We start from the raw sequence: 19035 nt of genomic DNA on the forward strand, positions 1-19035 counted from the left end.
CAGGTCCTGAGGCTTGCCAAGTCCGCTTGATGATTTTGCAATGAGTCCCGTTATGAGCAGTGCCCCGGTCCCCGATCTTTCCGCCATCCACGCCTTTTTACTGTGCGACACCCCCGATGCCTGGGTGCAGGCGGCGCTGAAGGAGCCGGAGATGATGCTGGTGGATCACGCCAACTGCGAGAAGAAAGCCGCAGGTACCGCGCTGAATCTTATGTTTCGCTATCTCGATAACTTCGAGTTGCTGAACAAGATGTCGCGCCTGGCGCGGGAGGAGTTGCGCCACTTCGAACAGGTGATCGCAGTCATGAAGGCGCGCGGGATTCGCTACCCGCACGTAACCGCATCGCGCTATGCGGCGGGCCTGCGCGATCAGGTGCGCAAGCAGGAGCCCGGGCGCCTGGTGGATACTCTAATTTGCGGTGCGATTATCGAGGCGCGATCCTGCGAGCGGTTTGCGCGCATAGCGCCTCATCTGGATGACGAGCTGCAAAAGTTCTACTTGTCGCTGCTCAAGTCTGAGGCGCGGCATTTTCGCGATTACCTGACTCTGGCCCAGAAGGCGACGGAGGAGGATATTCAGCCTCGAATACAAGCGTTACTCGAAGTGGAGCGGGAGTTGGTCGAGGCGGTAGATGAAGATTTCCGCTTCCATAGCGGTGTGCCTGGTCTGGCCTGAGCCGGTTTCGCGATCACTTGTACACTTCTACGACATCCCCCAGGCGCTCCGCCACGATGGTGCGCAAATCACTGGCCAGCTCTCGATAAAAGCGACGAGCCGGCGCGCTGGCGCGCCATACCAGGCCGTGTTGTCGGCGTATCGGTTTTGCGCGCAATTCGCTCACATGTAGCGCTTCCGGGTTGTGCATTTCAGAGTGGACGTAGAGTCCCGGAAGAAATGCGACCCCCAATCCCATCACCACCATCTGGCGCAATGTGTCCAGGCTGGTGCCTTCGTAATCCCGTTGTAACTGGGCGCCCAGCCCCTCACAAATCTCCTGTACCTGGTGGTGAAAGTGGTGCTGTCCCTCGAGCGTCAGCACTTTCTCCCCCTTGAGTTGTGAAGGCATCACTTTGGCTTTGCCCGCCAGGCGATGATCCGCGGGCACGACAAACTTCAATGGCTCAGTGAACAGGGGTTCGATGGAAATGTCGTCTCGCTTCACCGGAAGAGGGACGATCGCGATGTCGTAGAGTCCTTCGGTGAGTGATTGGATTAGGCGGTTCGGCGGTGCCTCGCGTACATACAGTTTCAACTTGTGGTGCTTGTGGTGGAGGGCGGGCAACACGTTCGGTAGCAGATACGGGCCGAGTGTCGGAGGGACGCCGAGCTTGTAAGTGCTCTGGTGTCCCTGTGATATCAGGCTTGCATGCTGCGAAAATTCACGAACACCGAGGATAAGCTGCTTTGCATGTGCGAGCAGTTCGCGGCCTTCAGGGGTCAGGAGGGTGCCTGATCGATTGCGCTCGAACAGTGGAATACCGAGGTTGCTTTCCAGTGCCTGAATCTGGGTGGTGAGGGCGGGCTGGCTCACTCTGAGCTCTTCGGCTGCGCGCCGAAAACTGGATTGTGACGCAATAGTCACAAAATATTCGAGTTGCTTGAAGCTGGGTGGCGGGGATGTTTTCGGCATGGCGGCTAGGTGTACATTGATAATTAATCGTTATCAGCAAATAGTATTTTAACTTATTGAACTATCAAAAAATAATGGATTCTTAATCGAGTGTCCGTTCCAGTTTGATTGCAAGGAGTATTCATGGAGCACGTAATTTCCGGCGTGGCGAAGTTTCAGAAAGAAGTCTACCCCACCAAAAAAGCGCGTTTTTCGAAGCTGGCCGACGGTCAAAATCCTGAAGTTTTGTTTATCACCTGTGCGGACTCCCGTATCGACCCAAACCTGGTTACTCAGACCGAGCCGGGTGAGCTGTTTATCTGCCGCAATGCCGGCAACGTGGTGCCGCCGCACAGCAATCATTCCGGTGGTATGACCGCCTCGATTGAGTTTGCGGTTGCCGCCCTGGGTGTTTCTCACATTGTGATCTGTGGTCACACAGATTGCGGTGCCATGAAGGGTGCTATCGAACCGGAAAACCTGGATTCGCTGCCCCACGTCAAGGAGTGGCTTGGACACTGCCGCTCCGCCACCGATGTGGTGCGGGATCGCCACGGTGAGCTGAGTAAGGCGCACCTCGACGAAGTGACTTGTGAAAATGTGGTCCAGCAATTGCAGCACCTGCGTACCCACCCGGCGGTGGCCAGTGGCTTGGCCAATGGTCGTGTGACCCTGCATGGCTGGGTGTACAACATCGGTAGCGGTGAGGTGCTGTGCTTCGACGAGTCCACGCGCGAGTTCAAGCCGATGGACGAGCAGTATCGCGCAACCTTTGGTGAGCTGGCAGATTCCGTTGCCAAAGATACCTGCGGCAGCTGATCGCGACTTTGGGTCGATGTCTCAAAAGTGCGGGGCGGTTGCGTGGCCGCTTTGCGCTCATGGGAGTAGTTCGGGGCCAGTCAATGGCCCCGCAGCAAGGAAGATAGTGAAGTAATAGGGGTTCAGTAGTAATGAAGTTCGATTTATCTAACCTGCGTGGTGATGTTACCGGTGGTATTACCGCGGGTGTGGTTGCGCTCCCTCTGGCACTCGCGTTGGGCGTCGCTTCCGGGCTTGGTCCCATGGCGGGCATGTACGGTGCCATTGCCGTTGGTTTCTTCGCCGCCCTGTTTGGCGGCACTGGTCCTCAGATTTCTGGCCCCACAGGGCCGATGGTGGTGGTGCTCGCGGGGCTGTTTGCCAGCCTTTCTGGCGACGCCGCGCTTATCTTTACCGCCGTGATACTCGCTGGCGTACTGCAAATCGCCTTCGGGGTGCTCGGTATCGGGCACTATATTCGCCTGGTCCCTTATCCGGTGATTTCCGGCTTTATGACCGGCATCGGTGTCATCATCATTATTCTTCAATTGAACCCACTGCTGGGGCACGCGTCCCCCAGTGGCGTGCTGGGTTCACTGGGCAACGTGCCGGAAGCACTGTCTTCGACTCATCCGGCGAATCTGGTGCTCGGTCTGGCAACCCTGGCGATGGTCTACCTGTGGCCCGGTAAGTGGGGACGCTATCTTCCGGGCCCGCTGGCCGCCTTGATTCTGGGTACGGTCGTTGCCTATTTCATGCTGGATGTGCCGATTCTTGGCAGCATTCCCACCGGTCTGCCAGAGTTGCATATGCCGGTGCTGGGCGGCGAAAACATGATGCTGGTGGTGGAGGCTGCGGTCATTCTTGCGATCCTCGGTTCTCTGGACAGCCTGCTGACCTCGCTGGTGGCAGATAATATGTCCCGCACCCGGCATCACAGCAACAAAGAGCTGATTGGCCAGGGTATCGGTAACACGGCCGCGGGCCTTATCGGCGGTATCGCCGGTGCGGGTGCGACCATGCGTACCGTGGTGAATATCCGCTCCGGCGGTCAGACCCGTATCTCTGGCATGACCCATGCCCTGGTATTGCTGGCGGTGGCGCTGGGTCTCGGTCCGCTGGCGGAGAATATTCCTCAGGCAGTGCTGGCCGGTATCCTGGTGAAAGTCGGCCTGGATATCATCGACTGGAAATACCTCAAGCGCGCGCACCAGGGCCCCCGTTGGGACCTGCTGTTGATGGTGCTTGTGCTGAGCATGACCGTGTTTGTTGACCTGATCACCGCCGTTGCTGCAGGTGTTGTACTGGCTGCGCTGGCCTACGTGAAGCAGGTAGCGAGCCTGCAGATCGAGCGTCTGCGCAATCTGCCGGAGCACCTGGACAGCGAGGACGACAAGGCCATTCTGCAGCGGAACCGCGATCGCATTGCCCTGTTTGAGTTCAGCGGTCCGCTCAGCTTTGGTGCGGCAGCGGATCTGGGTCACCACGTGCGTGAACAGAGCAGCAACGCGTCTCGCGTGTTAATTCTGAACTTCTCGTCGGTGCCGTTCCTCGATCTGTCTGCCGCGCTTGCGGTTGAGACGATCGCAGCGGATGCCAAGAGCGGCGGCAAGCAGCTCTATCTGGCGGGCATGAATGAAGAGGTGCATAAGGTATTGAAAGGCCTGAATGGCCGGATTCCTGCCTCGGGTACTTATGAGACCCTGAGCGAAGCATTGAAAGCGGCGGAAGCGTCGATCGAATCGACCGCCGAAGCCGATGCGGATGTTCACAAAGGCCTGCCCAGTGGAGGCGCGGCCTGATTGGTCGGGCTGACTTCGCGTATAACGAAAACGGGGCACATTCAGTGCCCCGTTTTTATTTGTCTGTTTGCTCAAGCGAGTAAATCAGGGCTGGATAGGCCAGTGTTGCAATGACAGGCCGCTTTCATCCGCCTTGATGCACCACGCCAACTCTCCCCAGTCACCCAGCACAATGCGTTCAGCCGGCTTTCCATTGGCAGCCAGTGAATGGCGGTCGGGCCGGTGTGTGTGTCCGTGGATCAGTGTCTGGGTGTGGTGGGCTTCCATCTCATTCACCACTTCCTCCGGGGTCACGTCCATGATGTCTTCCGCCTTCAGGCTGTTCATGGATTTGGAGGTGGCGCGGATCTGAGCGGCGATCTGGCGGCGCTCTTCCAGGGGTTTGGCCAGCAGCCCCTGTTGCCACAGCGGGTTGCGGGCCTGCTGGCGGAACGCCATATATTCCTGGTCGCGGGTGCACAGGCTGTCACCGTGCATCAGCAGTACCGGCTGGCCCGCCAGTTCCACCAGGCTTGGGTCCGGGAGCAGGGTGGCGCCGCAGCGTTGGGCAAAGTCATCGCCTATGAGGAAGTCCCGGTTACCGTGCATCAGGTAAAGTGCCGGACCGGAAGCGGAATAGGCGTTGAGTTGGCGCGCAACTTCTTCGATCAGGGGAGCATCGTCGTCATCTCCGATCCATACTTCGAAAAAGTCGCCGAGGATGTAGAGCGCTTCCGCGCCCGCCGCGGGCCCTTTCAGAAAGTCAAAAAAGGCCCGGGTGATATCCGGGCGGGATTCATCCAGGTGCAGGTCTGAAATCAGGTAGGTTGCCACTGGTCTGCTCCGCCCGGTTGAGATGGGTGTGAGAGGTTGTTGTGTGAGATTCGCTTACTTGTCAGCGTAGGCGTCGGATACGGTCACACCATTGATTTCGATGGTCTCGGTAGGCACGTCCTGATGGAAGCCGTTGCTGCCGGTAGCGACGTCCTTAATCTTGTTGACCACGTCCATACCGTCAACCACTTTACCGAATACGCAGTAACCCCAGCCCTGCGCGTCTTTGGCGCGGAAGTTCAGGAAGTCGTTGTCCTTCACGTTGATGAAGAATTGAGCGGTGGCGGAGTGCGGGTCCATGGTGCGCGCCATGGCCAGAGTGCCGGTGTCGTTCTTCAGGCCGTTGTCTGCTTCGTTTTCGATGGCGTCGCGAGTCGGCTTCTGGTCCATGTTTGGGGTCATGCCGCCGCCCTGGATCATGAAATTGTTGATCACCCGGTGGAAGATGGTGCCGGTGTAGAAATCGTCGCGGCAGTACTGCAGGAAGTTCGCGGCGGTCTTCGGTGCCTTGTCAAAATCCAGTTCGATGGCGATATCGCCGTAAGTGGTGTGCAGAGTGATCATAAAATGTCCTGTCCGGGGTCGGTTTGGGGCGGCATGATACTCTGTTCACAGACCGACGCAAGCCGCGCAGGCTGGCGGCATACAAGCAGTGAAAACCCCATGCGGCGGCAGCCATCTGCGTTATAATCCGCCGCTTACTTCGAGTAGTTGATTTAGAGAAAGCCATGACATCCGAGAGCAAGCCCGCTCACTTCCTCCAGAACATCATTCGCGAAGACCTGGCCGAGGGCCGCGTCGAGCAATTGACCACCCGTTTCCCGCCGGAACCCAACGGTTACCTGCATATCGGCCACGCCAAATCTATCTGTTTGAATTTTGGCCTGGCGAAAGAGTTCGGTGGCGAATGCAACCTGCGCTTTGATGACACCAACCCGGCCAAAGAAGAAGAGGAATACGTAGACGCGATCAAGCGCGACGTTTCCTGGCTGGGATTCGATTGGGCAGGGGATGTGCGCTACACCTCGGACTACTTCGACCAGTTGCACCAGTGGGCCATTTACCTGATCGAGCAGGGCAAGGCCTACGTCTGTGACCTCAATGCTGAGCAGGCGCGGGAGTACCGCGGCACCCTGAAAGCGCCGGGTAAGAACAGCCCCTTCCGCGATCGCACCGTGGAGGAGAATCTGGACCTGTTTGCGCGCATGGCCGCGGGCGAATTCGATGAGGGTAGCTGCAGCCTGCGCGCCAAAATCGATATGGCGGCGCCGAACATCAACCTGCGCGACCCGATCATCTACCGCATCAAAAAAATTGCACACCACCAGACCGGTGATAAATGGTGCGTGTATCCGAGCTACGACTTCGCCCACGGCCAGTCCGATGCCATCGAAGGGATCAGCCACTCCATCTGTACCCTGGAGTTTGAAGACCACAAGCCGCTGTACGACTGGTTTATCGAAAACCTGCCGGTGCCGGCGCGCCCGCGTCAGTACGAGTTTGCCCGCCTGCACCTGAACTACACCGTGGTGTCCAAGCGCAAACTCAAGCAGCTGGTGGATGAGGGCTTTGTGGACGGCTGGGACGACCCGCGTATGCCCACCATTTCCGGCCTGCGCCGCCGCGGTGTGACTCCGGCTTCCATCCGTCAGTTCTGTGAAATGATTGGGGTGACCCGTTCCGACTCCACCGTGGACGTGGGTATGCTGGAATACGCGATCCGCGACGACCTGGACAAGAATGCGCCGCGCGCCATGTGCGTGATGAAGCCTCTCAAGGTGACCCTCACCAATTACCCCGAAGGGCAGCAGGAAATGCTGAGCGCCCCGGGCCACCCGGTGCGCGAAGATCTGCCGGCACGAGAGCTGCCGTTCACCAAGACCGTATATATCGAACAGGAAGACTTCCGCGAGGAAGCCAATAAGAAGTACAAGCGTCTGGTACTGGGCAAAAAAGTGCGCCTGCGCAACGCCTACGTGATCCAGGCGGACGAAGTCGTCAAGAACGATGCCGGTGAGATTGTGGAAGTCCTTTGTTCCGTGGACCTGGATACCCTGGGTAAAGATCCCGCCGACGGCGTCAAGCCGAAAGGCGTGATCCACTGGGTGTCTGCGGACAACAACGTGGATTGCGAGGTACGCCTCTACGACCGTCTGTTCAATGAGGAATCCCCGGACGTGGGCGACAAAAACTTCCTGGAGTCCGTCAACCCGGACAACCTGCAGGTGCTGACCGGCTGTAAAGCCGAAATCGGCCTCGCCGAAGCCCAGCCGGAAAAGGGTTACCAGTTCGAGCGCAACGGCTACTTCTGTCGCGACAGCAAGTACGGTACCCCGGAAAAGCCCGTGTTCAACCGCACCATTGGCTTGCGGGATAGCTGGGCCAAAGAGCAAAACAAATAGGCTCCGGTCGCTGGATTCCGGCATGCGCCGGAATGACGGTATTCAAAGTTCGTCATGCCGGCGAAAGCCGGTATCCAGAGCGTTGGCACCGAGCCAGTAGGGTGGATAAGCGAAGCGCATCCACCACTAGTTACTACAAAGTCACATAATCAGAAACAGTGAGAAGAGATGTCTCTCAAGGTTTACAACACCTTCTCCGGTGAAAAGGAAATCTTCACGCCCATTCAGGAAGACCGCGTGCGTATGTACGTGTGCGGCCCGACCGTGTACAACCGTGTGCACATCGGCAACGCGCGTCCGGCGGTGGTGTTCGATACCCTTTATCGCGTACTGAAAAGCCTCTACAGCGATGTGGTGTACGCGCGCAACATTACCGACATCGACGACAAGATCATGAAGGCCGCGCGGGACAACGGTGAAGAAATTGGCGTGTTGAGCGCGCGCTTCGCCCAAGCCTATTTCGAGGATATGCAGGCGCTGAACACCCTGCAGCCGGATGTTACGCCCTACGCCACCGAGCACCTGCCAGAAATGATCGCCATGATCGAGGCGCTGGTAGACAAAGGGCACGCATACGCCGCGGAAGGGCACGTGCTTTTCGCGGTGGAATCCATGGAGGATTACGGCAAACTCTCCAAGCGCTCCCTGGACGATATGCTCGCCGGTGCCCGTGTGGAAGTTGCGCCGTATAAAAAATACGCCGGTGATTTCGTGCTGTGGAAGCCGTCTTCCGAAGGTGAGCCCGGTTGGGACAGCCCCTGGGGTTACGGCCGTCCGGGTTGGCACCTGGAATGTTCGGCGATGATCAAGAAACACCTTGGGGATACCATTGATATCCACGGCGGCGGCCGCGATCTCACCTTCCCGCACCACGAGAATGAGCGCGCCCAGAGCTGCTGTGCCAACGGCAAAGACTTTGTGCGTTACTGGATGCACAACGGCTACGTCAATATCGACGGCGAGAAGATGTCCAAATCCCTGGGCAACTTCCGCATGGTTAACGACCTGCTGCAACAGTACCCCGGTGAGGTATTGCGCTTCGCATTGCTGTCTGCTCACTACCGCTCGGAGCTGAACTTCAGCGCAGATTTGTTGGATCAGGCTTGGCGTACCCTCGATGGTTTGTACGGTGCACTGCGTGAAACCCAATCCGTTGAAGCGGCTGAAGCGAATCTGGAAGGCTCCGCATTTATCGAAGCTCTCCACGACGATCTGAATACGCCAATCGCGATCAGCGAGCTGCATCAGCTGGCGCGCGAACTGAACAAGGCCGCCGATGCCGATAAGCCGGCACTCAAGGGGCAGTTGCTGGCCGCAGGCGAGATGCTGGGAATTCTGCAGTTGGATGCAGAAGCTTGGTTCAAGCAATCCCGCGGTGGCGACGAGATCAGTGAAGACGAAATCGAAGCCCTGATCGCCGAGCGTCAGCAGAGCAAGAAAGACAAAAACTTTGCCCGTGCGGATGAAATCCGTGAGGAACTCAAGGCTAAAGGTGTGGTGCTGGAAGACAGCCGCGAAGGCACCAAGTGGCGTCGGGAGTAATGTTCGGATAAGCGCTACTTAAACCGTCATACCGGCGTATGCCGGTATCCAGTTCGATGCTCCGTAGCCTGGATTCCGGCGTGAGCTTCGCTGCTCTTGCGAGTCGCCGGAATGACGAAAGAGAAGATAAAAAATTAGAGAAAACGACCATGAAAAAGATCTTCACAGTTGCATGTATCCTCTCCGCCGCCTTCCTGCTCAGTGCCTGCGAACCAAAACGCGGCTCCGACGCCTGGTGCAAGAAAATGGATGAAACCCCCAAAGGCGACTGGAGCTTCAAAGACGCCGGTGACTACACCAAATACTGCGTGCTAAATCAAAAACCTGAAGACCAATAAGTCGTCCACTCGGAAGCCTGCCCGTTGTTTTTCGCAGATTCCTATCAGCACTTCTTCCGCCCGCTCACCGGTAAATACCGCGAGCAGGTGGTCGAATGCCTGCGCCTGTTATACGAGCGCCTCTACACCGCCAAGGCGGACTACGGCGAGTCGCTCACCCGCGAACAGATTCTGGAAATCTTTTCCGAGGCCCTGACCCGAGCCCCGCAGCTGGACAGTGACGGCAGTGCGGAGCCGGAAGGGCGCTTTCGCGGTTTGCGCGAGCAGTCCGTCTGGGTGCTGAACAGTCTGGTGGAGTTTGGCTGGCTGGAGAAGCTGGTGGACACCGCCACGCTCACCGTCTCTTATCCTTTCAGCCGGCGCGGTCGGCTGTTTACCCAGCCGCTGGTGGAGCTCAACAGCACCCGCGTGCGCACCCGCCACCGCAATACCCGCAACACGCTTAACTCCCTGGATGCCTTTGCCAACCGCGGTGAGGTGTACGACCTGATTGACGCCTGGGAATATTCCGAGCGTATCGTCGCGGACTTCACCGATATGATTGCGGAGCTGGAGGAGCGCAAGCGGGAGATGGTACGCGAGGTGGAAGCGCAGATTCTTGTGCAGCAGGCCACCGACGAATTCTTCTCCTTTATGGAGAGTCGCTTCCAGCCGGACCTGGCGATCCGCCTTTCCGCGGATAGCGTGGAAAAGCATCGCGACAGTATCAGCCGAGTCATCGGCCAGATTCGCCGCAAGGACAACAGCAAGAAAGCCGAGTGGGAGCAACGCCTGCGCCAACAGTTGCCGGAACTGCACGCGGAAGGGCAGTCTGTGCTGTGGCTAATGCTGGACACCATCGAAGACCGCATGCGCCGAGCCTGTGAAGTGAAGCTTCCGGCATTGCGCCAGGCCCTGCAGGGGTTTACCAAGCGTGCGGAAATCATCATCCGCCAGCTGAGCTACCTGCAAAGTACCACCGAAGGGGCCTTTACCGATCTGTGCCAGGAGCTTGGTGCAAACAGCGATCGCGACGAATTGCTCGGCAAACTGGGTAGCGACCTGTCCGCTTTCCAACTGCGGCTATATGACCCCAAACAGACGCAGCTGTGGCAGCGCAGTCGCCGGCAGCCGGTCAACACGCTGGTGGAAGACGAAGCGCCCATCAGCGACGAAAGCCAGCGCGACATACTGCTGCAGCAGTTGCTGGATCAGGCATTCAATTTCAACAGTAGTGACTTGCGAAGCTATCTTTCCAGTACCTTGGGCAGCGGCCAGCGGGTGAACAGCCGCGACCTGCCGTTGAGGAATGCGCGGGATCTGCTGGCCATGAGTCATGCGCTGGAGGCCGCAGCGGTATCGCAGGACGGCAGTGGTCCGTTTATGGAAGTGCACTTTACCGGCGACGTAGCGAGTAATGATTACTTCCAGCAATTTGATGAATACACGCTTGAATTGAAAACCGAGTTGAACAAACGTGATTGAACAGGCACTGGAAGAGGCTTTGGCCCAATCCAAACTCACACGCAGCGAATTTTCCGAGCTGTTGGTGCGGTTACTGGACTACGGCGTCATTTGCCGAGATGAAAGTAATATCGAAACGGTGCTCTATGACCGTTTTCAACGCTGCGAGCAGATCGTCCGCGAGTGGATAGCGCCACTGGGGCTGCGGCTGCAGCATGACAGTCGCTTTCAGTTTATCCGCGTGTACCCGCCGGGCTCGGAAGTGCCGGGAATGCCCGATCAGGAAGAGCCGCATCACGGTGGCTTCCGCGCGCGACTGTCGCAGCAGGAAGTCGCAGCGATTCTGGTGCTGCGAGTGGAATACGACAAGTCGCTGCGCGAAGGGCAGGTGGACGACCACGGCTGTGTTGCACTTACGCTAGAAGCGCTGGAGCTGGGGTTACGCAACCTGCTGAAGATGTCCCTGCCGGACAAACTGGCCGAGCGCAAGCTACTGCTGAAAAAACTGCGGCAGCTGCGCCTGATTCAGTTCAATGGGGATGACAGCGAGTCTGCGGCCGAGTTCCTATTGCGGGTGCGCCCGACCATTGCCCAGTTTGTGAGTGAGGCTGCATTGGCTCAATTGCTTGAGAGCAGTTCGAAAAGTGAAGTGCCGGCAGAATCGGCAAAAATAGAGCGGATTACGCCTGTGAGCGAAGATCACAGCTTGTTTGCAGTGGAAGAGTAGAACCGTCATTCCGGCGAAGGCCGGAATCCAGAGCTACGTAGTACTGGATGCCGGATCAAGTCCGGCATGACGAAAGTGCATCCGCCAATGAGAAATAATTAAACCGAGCACACGAAACGTATGTTTCTGAAAAAACTCATGCTGATCAACTGGGGCAATATCCCCCAGCTGGAATATGACTTTGGCCCGATCAATCTGTTTTCCGGTGGCAATGGTTCCGGTAAAACCACCGCCGCCGATGCCATTCAGACACTGATGACCGCCGCCCACGATACTCTGTTTACCTTCAACCCGGGACAGGACGAGACCACCCAGCGCGGTCGTGGTGGCAAGCAGGTACGCACACTTGCGTCCTATGTGCTCGGTTGTGACGACGGCAGTTACGCGCGTCTCAAGCCTACTGATTGCTATATTGTCGGTAACTTCTATCCGACCGATGGCGAAGATGGCGAGCCCTTTACCGCCATTATGGGCATTCGCGCGCATCTGGATACCAGTACCAAGCCGAGCCAGGCGCGCCAGGACAGTCTGAAGTTTTTTGTTATCCCAGGTGAACAGCTGGCGATGAATGATTTCATCAAGGAATACAAAGACGGCAAACACCTGTTGCCGCTGGACAAGTTTTACGGTGTTGTCAGTAAACAGTTCGAGCGGGTAGAGGAGTACGACAAGAAAAAAGCGTACCTCCGTCGACTCTACGGCGCGCTGCGCGGCCGCAAAGACGCAGTGCCGGATCGCGAAGCCACTCATGCAGCACGTACCTTTGCCAACTTTATGGCCTACAAGCCGGTAAAGAGCATCAACGATTTCGTCGCCCAGGAAGTGCTGGAAAAGCGCGACCTTGGCGAAGCCATCCGCTCGGTTTCCGAGCTGATGAAAACCATCCACGGCATGGAGCTGGAAGCGCGGGAGATTGTCGATCGCGTCGATGCCCTGCAACGCATTGCTGAGTCCGCGGAGCTCTACACCGAGCAGTGGCTGCAACTGCGCGTGCAGGAATATCTGCAGGCCAAGCACCAGCAACTGCGTGTGCAGAAAACCTACGTGGAAGGTAAAAATCGACAGAAGGAAACCCGGGTTGAGCTCGAGCGCACTGGGCAGGAAATTCAGCAGTCCGAGAACCGCGCACGTCACCTGAACGAGCAGTGGGTGGCAGTGCAAGCGCAGCGCCAAGGCATATCGGCGCTGCGCGCCAAAGACGAGCTGGACCGTAAAATCGCCGAGGCCAACCGCACCTTGTCTTCGCTAGCGGCACCACTTGCCAGCCGGCAGCAGGTGTTCGCATCCAATCAGGCGGCGGCGGGTGAACTGTTGTCCTTGCTCAGCACGACCTCGGTGTCACTGGAGATACCGGCTTTTGGCGATGGCGGGCTGGTGAAGTCACTGAAAGCGGTCGGTCGTAGCGATGCGCTGCCGCAATTGGATGGGCTGCTCGCCAAGGACTGGATTGACCTTGCTGCTCAGGAGTCGTTGCGCGATCAAGTGGCCAACGCCGAAGCTGTGCAAAGCCGCCTGGTGCGCCAGATGACTGAGGCCGAGGCCGGCGAGATTACCCTGCGCGATCAGGTTAATGATCTCGTATCTCGCGGCGAGCTAAAGGTGCAGCAGTTGCAGAAACAGCTGCACACCCAGGAATCCCGCATTCAGCATTTGCAATCCAATCGCGTGCGCTACCCGCAATATGTCGATCAGGCGCTGGCGGCCATTCGTGAGCAGTGCCCGCAGGCGGAGCCGCAGGTGTTGTGTGATTTTGTGGAAGTGCTCGACGAGCGCTGGCAGATGGCGGTGGAGGGCTATTTGGGTGGGGCGCGTTTCTCGATCATCGTCGATCCAGATTACGAGGCCGAGGCCATCGCCGTGGTGCGCGCCATACCCGGCCGCAGCAACCGCGCGCGGGTGATTCAGGGCGACAAGGCTCGGTGCGATGCAGAGCGCATGGACGCGCCGAAAAATTCGATCGTCGACTTGATGACCTTCAATCACAAGACCGCGGAATACTATCTGCGGGCATCCTACGGCACCGTGTTGCAAGTGCGTGACGCACAGGAGCTGCGCGGCACGCGGCGCGGCTTGACCCCGGAAGGACTGGCCAGTGGCAATTACAGCATGTGGCGCTGCGATATCGACGACAGCGAGCTGGTGTTCGGACAGGGCGCACGCGCGCGGGCGCTGGCTGCGCAGGAGCGCGCGCTGCAACAACTACTAAAAGAAGCCGGGCAGATGCACGAGCAGCAACAACAGCTGCGTAACCTCGCACAGGCCGTGCGCAGCCTGACCCCGCTCAAACTCCTGGATGCGGTGGATGCCGCGCTGGACGCCCAGCGGCAGGGGCGCAATGCCGAGCAGGCACTGGCAAACCTGGACCTGGACGACGGCCTGGAGCTGGAGCAGCAGGCCAATGCCCTGCATGAAAAACTCGAAAGCGAGCGCCAGCAAGGTGCCGGGCTGCAAAAGCTCGCCGGCAAACTGGAGAGCAATCTCGACAGTATCGCCAAGCAGCTACAAGCGCTGTCCACGCAACTGGATCAGCTCGACGATGCGCTGACGGACAGTGAAGCAGCGGTGCAGCGTATTGCACAGATCACCCCGGATTTCGATGTGGAGTCCGTGCTGCAGCAGGCAGACCAGCAGGCTGCACAAGCGGATGACGGCTTTGATTTCTCCCAGGATGTGGCCGAATGGCGCGGGCTACTGCAAAAGTACAGCCACCATTTGCTAAAGGCGGTGATGGACTACAACAGCAGTTGTAGCACCGGCGACACGCTTTCTTTCGATCCGGATTTTGCCGGTGGCCACAATGAGGCGCAGTTCAAGCTGGTATGCCAGCTGGTGGAGCAGTTGAATGCGCTGCGCAACCGCCTGAAAAACAATCTGCTGGTGGATCGTCACGAGCAATTGCAGGGCCTGAAGAAGTCCTTCAACACCACCTTTGTCACCCACCTATGCCATGCGATTTACCAGTCGATCAATGACGGTAGGCGGGTGCTGGATGACCTGAACGGCGAGCTGGAGCACCACCGCTTTGGTGCAGACCGCGAGCGCTTCCGCTTCGACTACCGCTGGGTGCCGGAATTCAAGGAGTACTGGAATTTCTTCAAGGCGGTGATCGAGCTGCCCAATCTCGGTGAAGAGCAGAGCCTGTTCGATGCGGACCTGGAACCCAAGCATCAGCAGGTGCGGGATAAGCTGCTGAATATGTTGCTGAGCGAGGACGAGCAGCTCGCCCGCCGTGAGCTCGACCGCATCAGCGACTATCGCAACTACCGCAACTACGAGATCTACAAAGAACCTCAGGGCAAGGAGCCCATCGCGCTCAGCCAGTACGGCACCGGCTCCGGCGGCCAGCTGGAGACGCCCGCGTATATCATCCGCTCCGCCGCGGTCACTTCCGCGTTCCGCTTCAACGACGGCAACAGCCACCTGAAAATGGTGCTGGTGGACGAGGCCTTCTCCAAAATGGACGAATCCCGCTCCCGCGAGGTGATCCGGTATCTGACCGAAACTCTGGGTCTGCAGCTGCTGTTCATCATGCCCAGTAGCAAGTCGGGTCCCTTTATGGATCTGATTTCAAACCAATTCGTGTTCAGCAAATGCCCGAGCCCCAAACCCATCGGCGAGCTGAATACCCGGGTTTACGTAGACCGCAAGGTGTGCAATCAAGAGAAAATCGCCAAACTCTGGGCCAACCACCGCCGGACTATCCGGCAACAGGCAAGTCTGGAGTTCCTGGATCTGCTTGAGACGGAAGACGCGTGAACACTCTCGGGTCAGTATCGCCTCTGGCGGGGTTGCAGCACAGCGACGAATTACTCAAGTTGCTTGGGTTCGTTGTTGATCGATTGGATCGTCGACTCAAGCAGAGTGTGAAAACACCGTCGCGACCAATCGTGCTGAACCCTGATAACCCCAATGGAAATGCTGCCCGAAGTCTGGTGGCAGTCCTGCGAGACCCGACAGTTTCTGAGTCAGAATTTTGGGGGGAACTTTGCTGGGTGAGTCGGAAGTTCGAATGTTTCAATATTGAAGTGACTGCTAGAAAAAGAGCGCTTTCTGATCCCGAGTGGGTCAATGCGAAGTTGTACTTTAATGATTCTGCGGAAGCCATGGTCCGACGGTGGCTGGGACGGCCGGCGACAGATCCCCGGGATGCTGAATGGCGAAGTGCGTTAGAGATACACCTGAATTCCTTTGAGGCGACCGAGGAAATTTTGACCTGGAAGCGTCCGGAATTGCCGCCTGGGTATTCGGATTATGCCCAATTTTTGTCCTGCTGGGGTTCAATAGGGGCGGCTTTATCTGCCGGCGGCGGTGCCAGTTGGCGGCACCTCTCTGCACGCTGTTTTTTAGGGGATTCGAAATTTTTGGAATCCGAGGCGCATCAGTCGTTGGTGAAGAAATTTTATCCGAGGCTTTCTGAAAAAATTATCTCTCGCCCACTCTTACTGCATGTGTACCTGCCTAAGAGTATTGAGCGTGTGCTGATCATAGAAAATCAGGATTCCTTTACCGAGCTGGCCGCGTTTGGTCCTCAGTCTACCGCTTTAGTATACGGAATGGGGTATCGGGCTGGTGCGACGAGGGTGCGGCAAGAGGGTGTGCCTCATTTCAGCCTGTTCGGTTGCTCGAGAGAGGCGGCTGCGCTTAGGCAGTTTGAGCAGTGGTGGGTAAGGCAAGAGGATCAGGGCTGGGACGTGTATTTTTGGGGGGATTTGGATTGCGCAGGGCTCGACATCGCAGCCAGCCTGAAAAAGAGTTTCCCAAACCTCGATTGTTGGCCTATAGGTTACGCGCCCATGCTAAGAGAACTTGCGGCGGGTAATGGCCACACTCCTGAGCAAGCTGGTAAAGGTAAGCAGAGGGCCTTAGTCGCTACGGGATGTGCCTATGCAGACACATCTCTACTGCCAGCCATTGCCGAGACCGGCAGATTTGTTGACCAAGAAGTTGTTTCGGTGCGCGACCTGGTGGGTGTCACTTGCTTGTAGTCAAATTCTACGTCTAAAACGGTTGTGATTCTTTAGTCACTGATTGATCTTGCGTTTTACACGCGAGTTCACGGAACATATACCCAACTCCGGTACCATTTATCGAAGAACTGGTACCAGAAACTTTAATGAGAAACGCGTAAGCAGGGGAGGCTTGAATGCGTCAGTTTTCGATTTTGTTGGTCTTCGTGGTGGCCTTTGGAGGCGCTGCAGTGTTGTATGAGCAGGAAAGTCGCAAGGTAAAAGGGGTTTTGTCCCAGATTACCGACCTCCAGGCCAAGCTGGGTGATATGCAGGCAGAGATCAATCGCCTGAATGCGGAGCTGGAAGCCGTCAAGCTGTCCGAACGCCGCCGCCCGAACCTGAACAATATTGCCAGCCGTGTGCTCAAAAATGAGCCCGCAGCACCCAGCGCACCAGTAAGTCAGCCTGGGCCAAATGCGCGCAAGCGCGCTCTGGTGGCCGGGGACGTTACCACTACCGGGCCTGCGATCCGCTCGAATCAAGCGGAAAGTGACGATAGCGAGTGGGCAAAGCCCACGGTGGACGCGGAGGCGTATGAGACTCAGTCCGAGTCTGAAGCACCGGTAACAGACCCTTACCAGTAACAGCAGTAACTTGGTTGCATGACGGAACCGGCGGACTTTATTCCGCTCTATCCAACCCGTACAATCGCCCGAAAGCCCGCTGACTGCGGGCTTTTGACTTTCTGGTACTGGAGTCACCTTGCGGACTCCAATGTTTAGAGGGCGCTATGACGGTGACTACTTTCTACCAATCTCTCTCCAGTCAACTGGCCGGCCTACTGACCGGTGAACGCGATTGGCTGGCCAATACGGCCAATGCCAGCGCGCTGTTGTGGCTGGAAATGCCCGATATCAACTGGGCTGGGTTCTATTTCCTGCATGGCGACGAGCTGTGTCTCGGTCCTTTCCAAGGTAAGCCAGCATGTACTCGCATTGCGGTCGGCGCCGGTGTTTGCGGTACCGCCGTGAAGACGGGGCTGCCCCAGTTGGTGGAAGATGTACATGCCTTTCCGGGGCATATCGCCTGTGATGCGGTCTCCGCATCGGAAATCGTGGTGCCGCTCTACAATGGCGAACGCTGCATCGGCGTACTGGATATCGACAGCCCGCAGATCGCCCGCTTTACCGAGCAGGATCTTGCGGGTATCGAGCTGTTCGCAAAAACATTGCTGGAACACTCGGACCTTCCGGCCGGTTAAGGACAATTGGCTCAGGGATGGCAGTAATCTGGCAACAGCGCCGCGGGGGCGACCACTACGAAGTGCGAACCCACGGCGCAACGGTAAGGCTCTATAGCAACGGAGTGTTCCATTCCCAGTGGAACCCGAAAGACCCGCTCAAAGGTTCCCTGTGGGAACTGTTGCTACTGCCTGTTTTCTTTCGTCCTCCCGAACAGTTCAAGCGCGTCCTGCTGCTTGGCGTGGGCGGCGGCGCGTTGATCCGGCTGTTGCAGACGTTCGCAGGGACGGTATCCGTTGTGGGTGTGGATATTGACCGGGTGCACCTCAATGTTGCGAGGCGTTTTTTTGGTGTGAAGGGCGCAGAGCTGATCTGCGGGGATGCCAGGCAGGTTGTTGCAGAGTTTCAGAATTCTTCGGCTGAGCACTTTGACTTGGTGGTCGACGATCTGTTCGGTCACGTTGATGGCGAGGCACAGCGAGCCATTCCCGCTGACCCACAATGGTGCGCTCAATTGCTGAACCTTCTCGCGCCCCAAGGGTTAGTGGTCAGCAATTTCGGCAGCCGCCGAGAGCTGCTGAACAGCGGCTGGCGAGCCCCGGATATTCGCGCCCGATTGGCCCAAGAAAACGGCACCTGGACCCTGGAACATCCCGAATACGAAAACTGCATTGGCGCCTTTAGTCGAGCGCCCCTAATTCGCAAAGAGTTAAAGTCCCACGCTCCAGCGGCCATTAATCCCGGTAACGTCCGCCGTAAACTGCATTCCCGCCTGCGCCCGCTTCCATAGCTTTCTGCCAAGCCGGTATTTAGGTTGGCGGGTTAATGATCCTTGAGTCTATACTGGTTTTAGTCAGTTATTTTCCCGGGACCAGTTGATGCGGTACAAGACCTTGGAAGATGTGATCCAGGAGGGGAGGGAGTTCCACTTAAAGTTGAGTCGTCAGTATGAAGAGTTTGAGCTGCTCTCTGCGAATGAGCGCGCGAGCCTGTTGCTGGATCAGCTAAAGCGAAGAGAAGTCTCGATGTCCCATACCCTGGAAAATTTCCGGGATGATGTGGGGGAAGGTGCTCTGCATACTTGGGTTCAGTTTGCGCCTGAAGGGCGTGAGCCGGAATTGCTCCAGCGTTTGCGCAAAATTGATATATCGGATGTGGACGCCATTGGCCAGTTGGCAATGGAGATCGAGATGTACCTTGCCGATCAGTACCGCGATCTTCTACTGATTGCAGATACGCCCTCAGCAAAGCACGCGCTGGAAAGGTTGCTGGAGTTAGAGCGCCTGGAGGAGCACACCTTGTCGGTGAATCTGTTTAATTTGCGTGACTATTGAGTGGGCAGCTTGCACTGAAATGGTTTGATAATCGCG

Annotated in this window: 17 protein-coding genes; 14 read left to right on the forward strand and 3 right to left on the reverse strand. The window is 57.4% G+C overall.

Going from position 1 to position 19035, the window contains the following annotated elements; all coding sequences use genetic code 11:
* Positions 1 to 52 precede the first annotated feature (52 nt).
* A complete protein-coding gene (locus tag ACYX4K_RS04775) occupies positions 53 to 676 on the forward strand; it encodes a MiaE family protein (RefSeq protein WP_475093255.1) in 624 nt (207 codons plus the stop codon).
* A gap of 13 nt (positions 677 to 689) precedes the next feature.
* Here ACYX4K_RS04775 and ACYX4K_RS04780 read toward each other — a convergent pair whose 3' ends face one another.
* Entirely contained in the window at positions 690 to 1631 is a 942-nt protein-coding gene (locus ACYX4K_RS04780) for a hydrogen peroxide-inducible genes activator (protein ID WP_475093254.1), read from the reverse strand.
* Positions 1632 to 1754: 123 nt separating this feature from the next.
* On the opposite strand from ACYX4K_RS04780, the gene ACYX4K_RS04785 reads away from it, so the two are divergent.
* Together ACYX4K_RS04785 and ACYX4K_RS04790 are read left to right on the forward strand one after the other, a co-directional pair.
* Positions 1755 to 2429, forward strand: a complete 675-nt coding sequence (locus ACYX4K_RS04785) for a carbonic anhydrase (protein WP_475093253.1) — start codon at positions 1755 to 1757, stop codon at positions 2427 to 2429.
* Positions 2430 to 2560: 131 nt separating this feature from the next.
* A complete protein-coding gene (locus ACYX4K_RS04790) occupies positions 2561 to 4210 on the forward strand; it encodes a SulP family inorganic anion transporter (RefSeq protein WP_475093252.1) in 1650 nt (549 codons plus the stop codon).
* A gap of 84 nt (positions 4211 to 4294) precedes the next feature.
* Here the strand turns inward: ACYX4K_RS04790 and ACYX4K_RS04795 are convergent, their stop codons facing one another.
* Together ACYX4K_RS04795 and ACYX4K_RS04800 are read right to left on the reverse strand one after the other, a co-directional pair.
* Positions 4295 to 5023: a UDP-2,3-diacylglucosamine diphosphatase gene (locus ACYX4K_RS04795; RefSeq protein ID WP_475093251.1), complete on the reverse strand. Its 729-nt coding sequence runs from the start codon at positions 5021 to 5023 to the stop codon at positions 4295 to 4297.
* Between the two features lie 54 nt (positions 5024 to 5077).
* Positions 5078 to 5587, reverse strand: a complete 510-nt coding sequence (locus ACYX4K_RS04800; RefSeq protein ID WP_475093250.1) for a peptidylprolyl isomerase — start codon at positions 5585 to 5587, stop codon at positions 5078 to 5080.
* A gap of 164 nt (positions 5588 to 5751) precedes the next feature.
* Between ACYX4K_RS04800 and ACYX4K_RS04805 the strand changes: the two genes are divergently transcribed.
* From ACYX4K_RS04805 to ACYX4K_RS04855, 11 genes are all read left to right on the forward strand, one after another.
* Positions 5752 to 7425 (forward strand): glutamine--tRNA ligase/YqeY domain fusion protein, encoded by a 1674-nt coding sequence (locus tag ACYX4K_RS04805; RefSeq protein WP_475093249.1) that lies wholly within the window; start codon positions 5752 to 5754, stop codon positions 7423 to 7425.
* Positions 7426 to 7593: 168 nt separating this feature from the next.
* Positions 7594 to 8967 (forward strand): cysteine--tRNA ligase, encoded by a 1374-nt coding sequence (cysS, locus tag ACYX4K_RS04810; protein ID WP_475093248.1) that lies wholly within the window; start codon positions 7594 to 7596, stop codon positions 8965 to 8967.
* A gap of 149 nt (positions 8968 to 9116) precedes the next feature.
* Positions 9117 to 9305 carry a DUF3012 domain-containing protein gene (locus ACYX4K_RS04815; protein ID WP_475118662.1) on the forward strand — a complete coding sequence of 63 codons (189 nt, stop codon included), beginning with the start codon at positions 9117 to 9119 and terminating at the stop codon, positions 9303 to 9305.
* A 24-nt stretch (positions 9306 to 9329) separates the two neighbouring features.
* Positions 9330 to 10769 carry a Wadjet anti-phage system protein JetA family protein gene (locus tag ACYX4K_RS04820; RefSeq protein ID WP_475093246.1) on the forward strand — a complete coding sequence of 480 codons (1440 nt, stop codon included), beginning with the start codon at positions 9330 to 9332 and terminating at the stop codon, positions 10767 to 10769.
* Positions 10762 to 11475 (forward strand): DUF4194 domain-containing protein, encoded by a 714-nt coding sequence (locus ACYX4K_RS04825; protein WP_475093245.1) that lies wholly within the window; start codon positions 10762 to 10764, stop codon positions 11473 to 11475. The genes ACYX4K_RS04820 and ACYX4K_RS04825 overlap by 8 nt, the downstream gene beginning before the upstream one ends.
* A gap of 120 nt (positions 11476 to 11595) precedes the next feature.
* A complete protein-coding gene (locus ACYX4K_RS04830) occupies positions 11596 to 15231 on the forward strand; it encodes an ATP-binding protein (protein WP_475093244.1) in 3636 nt (1211 codons plus the stop codon).
* Positions 15228 to 16460, forward strand: coding sequence for a Wadjet anti-phage system protein JetD domain-containing protein (locus ACYX4K_RS04835; protein ID WP_475093243.1), 1233 nt, complete (start codon positions 15228 to 15230; stop codon positions 16458 to 16460). Before ACYX4K_RS04830 ends, ACYX4K_RS04835 begins: the two co-directional genes overlap by 4 nt.
* 158 nt (positions 16461 to 16618) lie before the next feature.
* Entirely contained in the window at positions 16619 to 17068 is a 450-nt protein-coding gene (locus ACYX4K_RS04840) for a hypothetical protein (protein ID WP_475093242.1), read from the forward strand.
* 146 nt (positions 17069 to 17214) lie between these two features.
* Positions 17215 to 17685 carry a GAF domain-containing protein gene (locus ACYX4K_RS04845; RefSeq protein ID WP_475093241.1) on the forward strand — a complete coding sequence of 157 codons (471 nt, stop codon included), beginning with the start codon at positions 17215 to 17217 and terminating at the stop codon, positions 17683 to 17685.
* A gap of 17 nt (positions 17686 to 17702) precedes the next feature.
* Complete coding sequence (locus ACYX4K_RS04850; RefSeq protein WP_475093240.1) at positions 17703 to 18455, forward strand: methyltransferase domain-containing protein; 753 nt, start codon at positions 17703 to 17705, stop codon at positions 18453 to 18455.
* Between the two features lie 88 nt (positions 18456 to 18543).
* Complete coding sequence (locus tag ACYX4K_RS04855) at positions 18544 to 18999, forward strand: hypothetical protein (RefSeq protein ID WP_475093239.1); 456 nt, start codon at positions 18544 to 18546, stop codon at positions 18997 to 18999.
* Positions 19000 to 19035 lie beyond the last annotated feature (36 nt).

The organism is Microbulbifer sp. ABF4_107 (genome assembly GCF_056312215.1).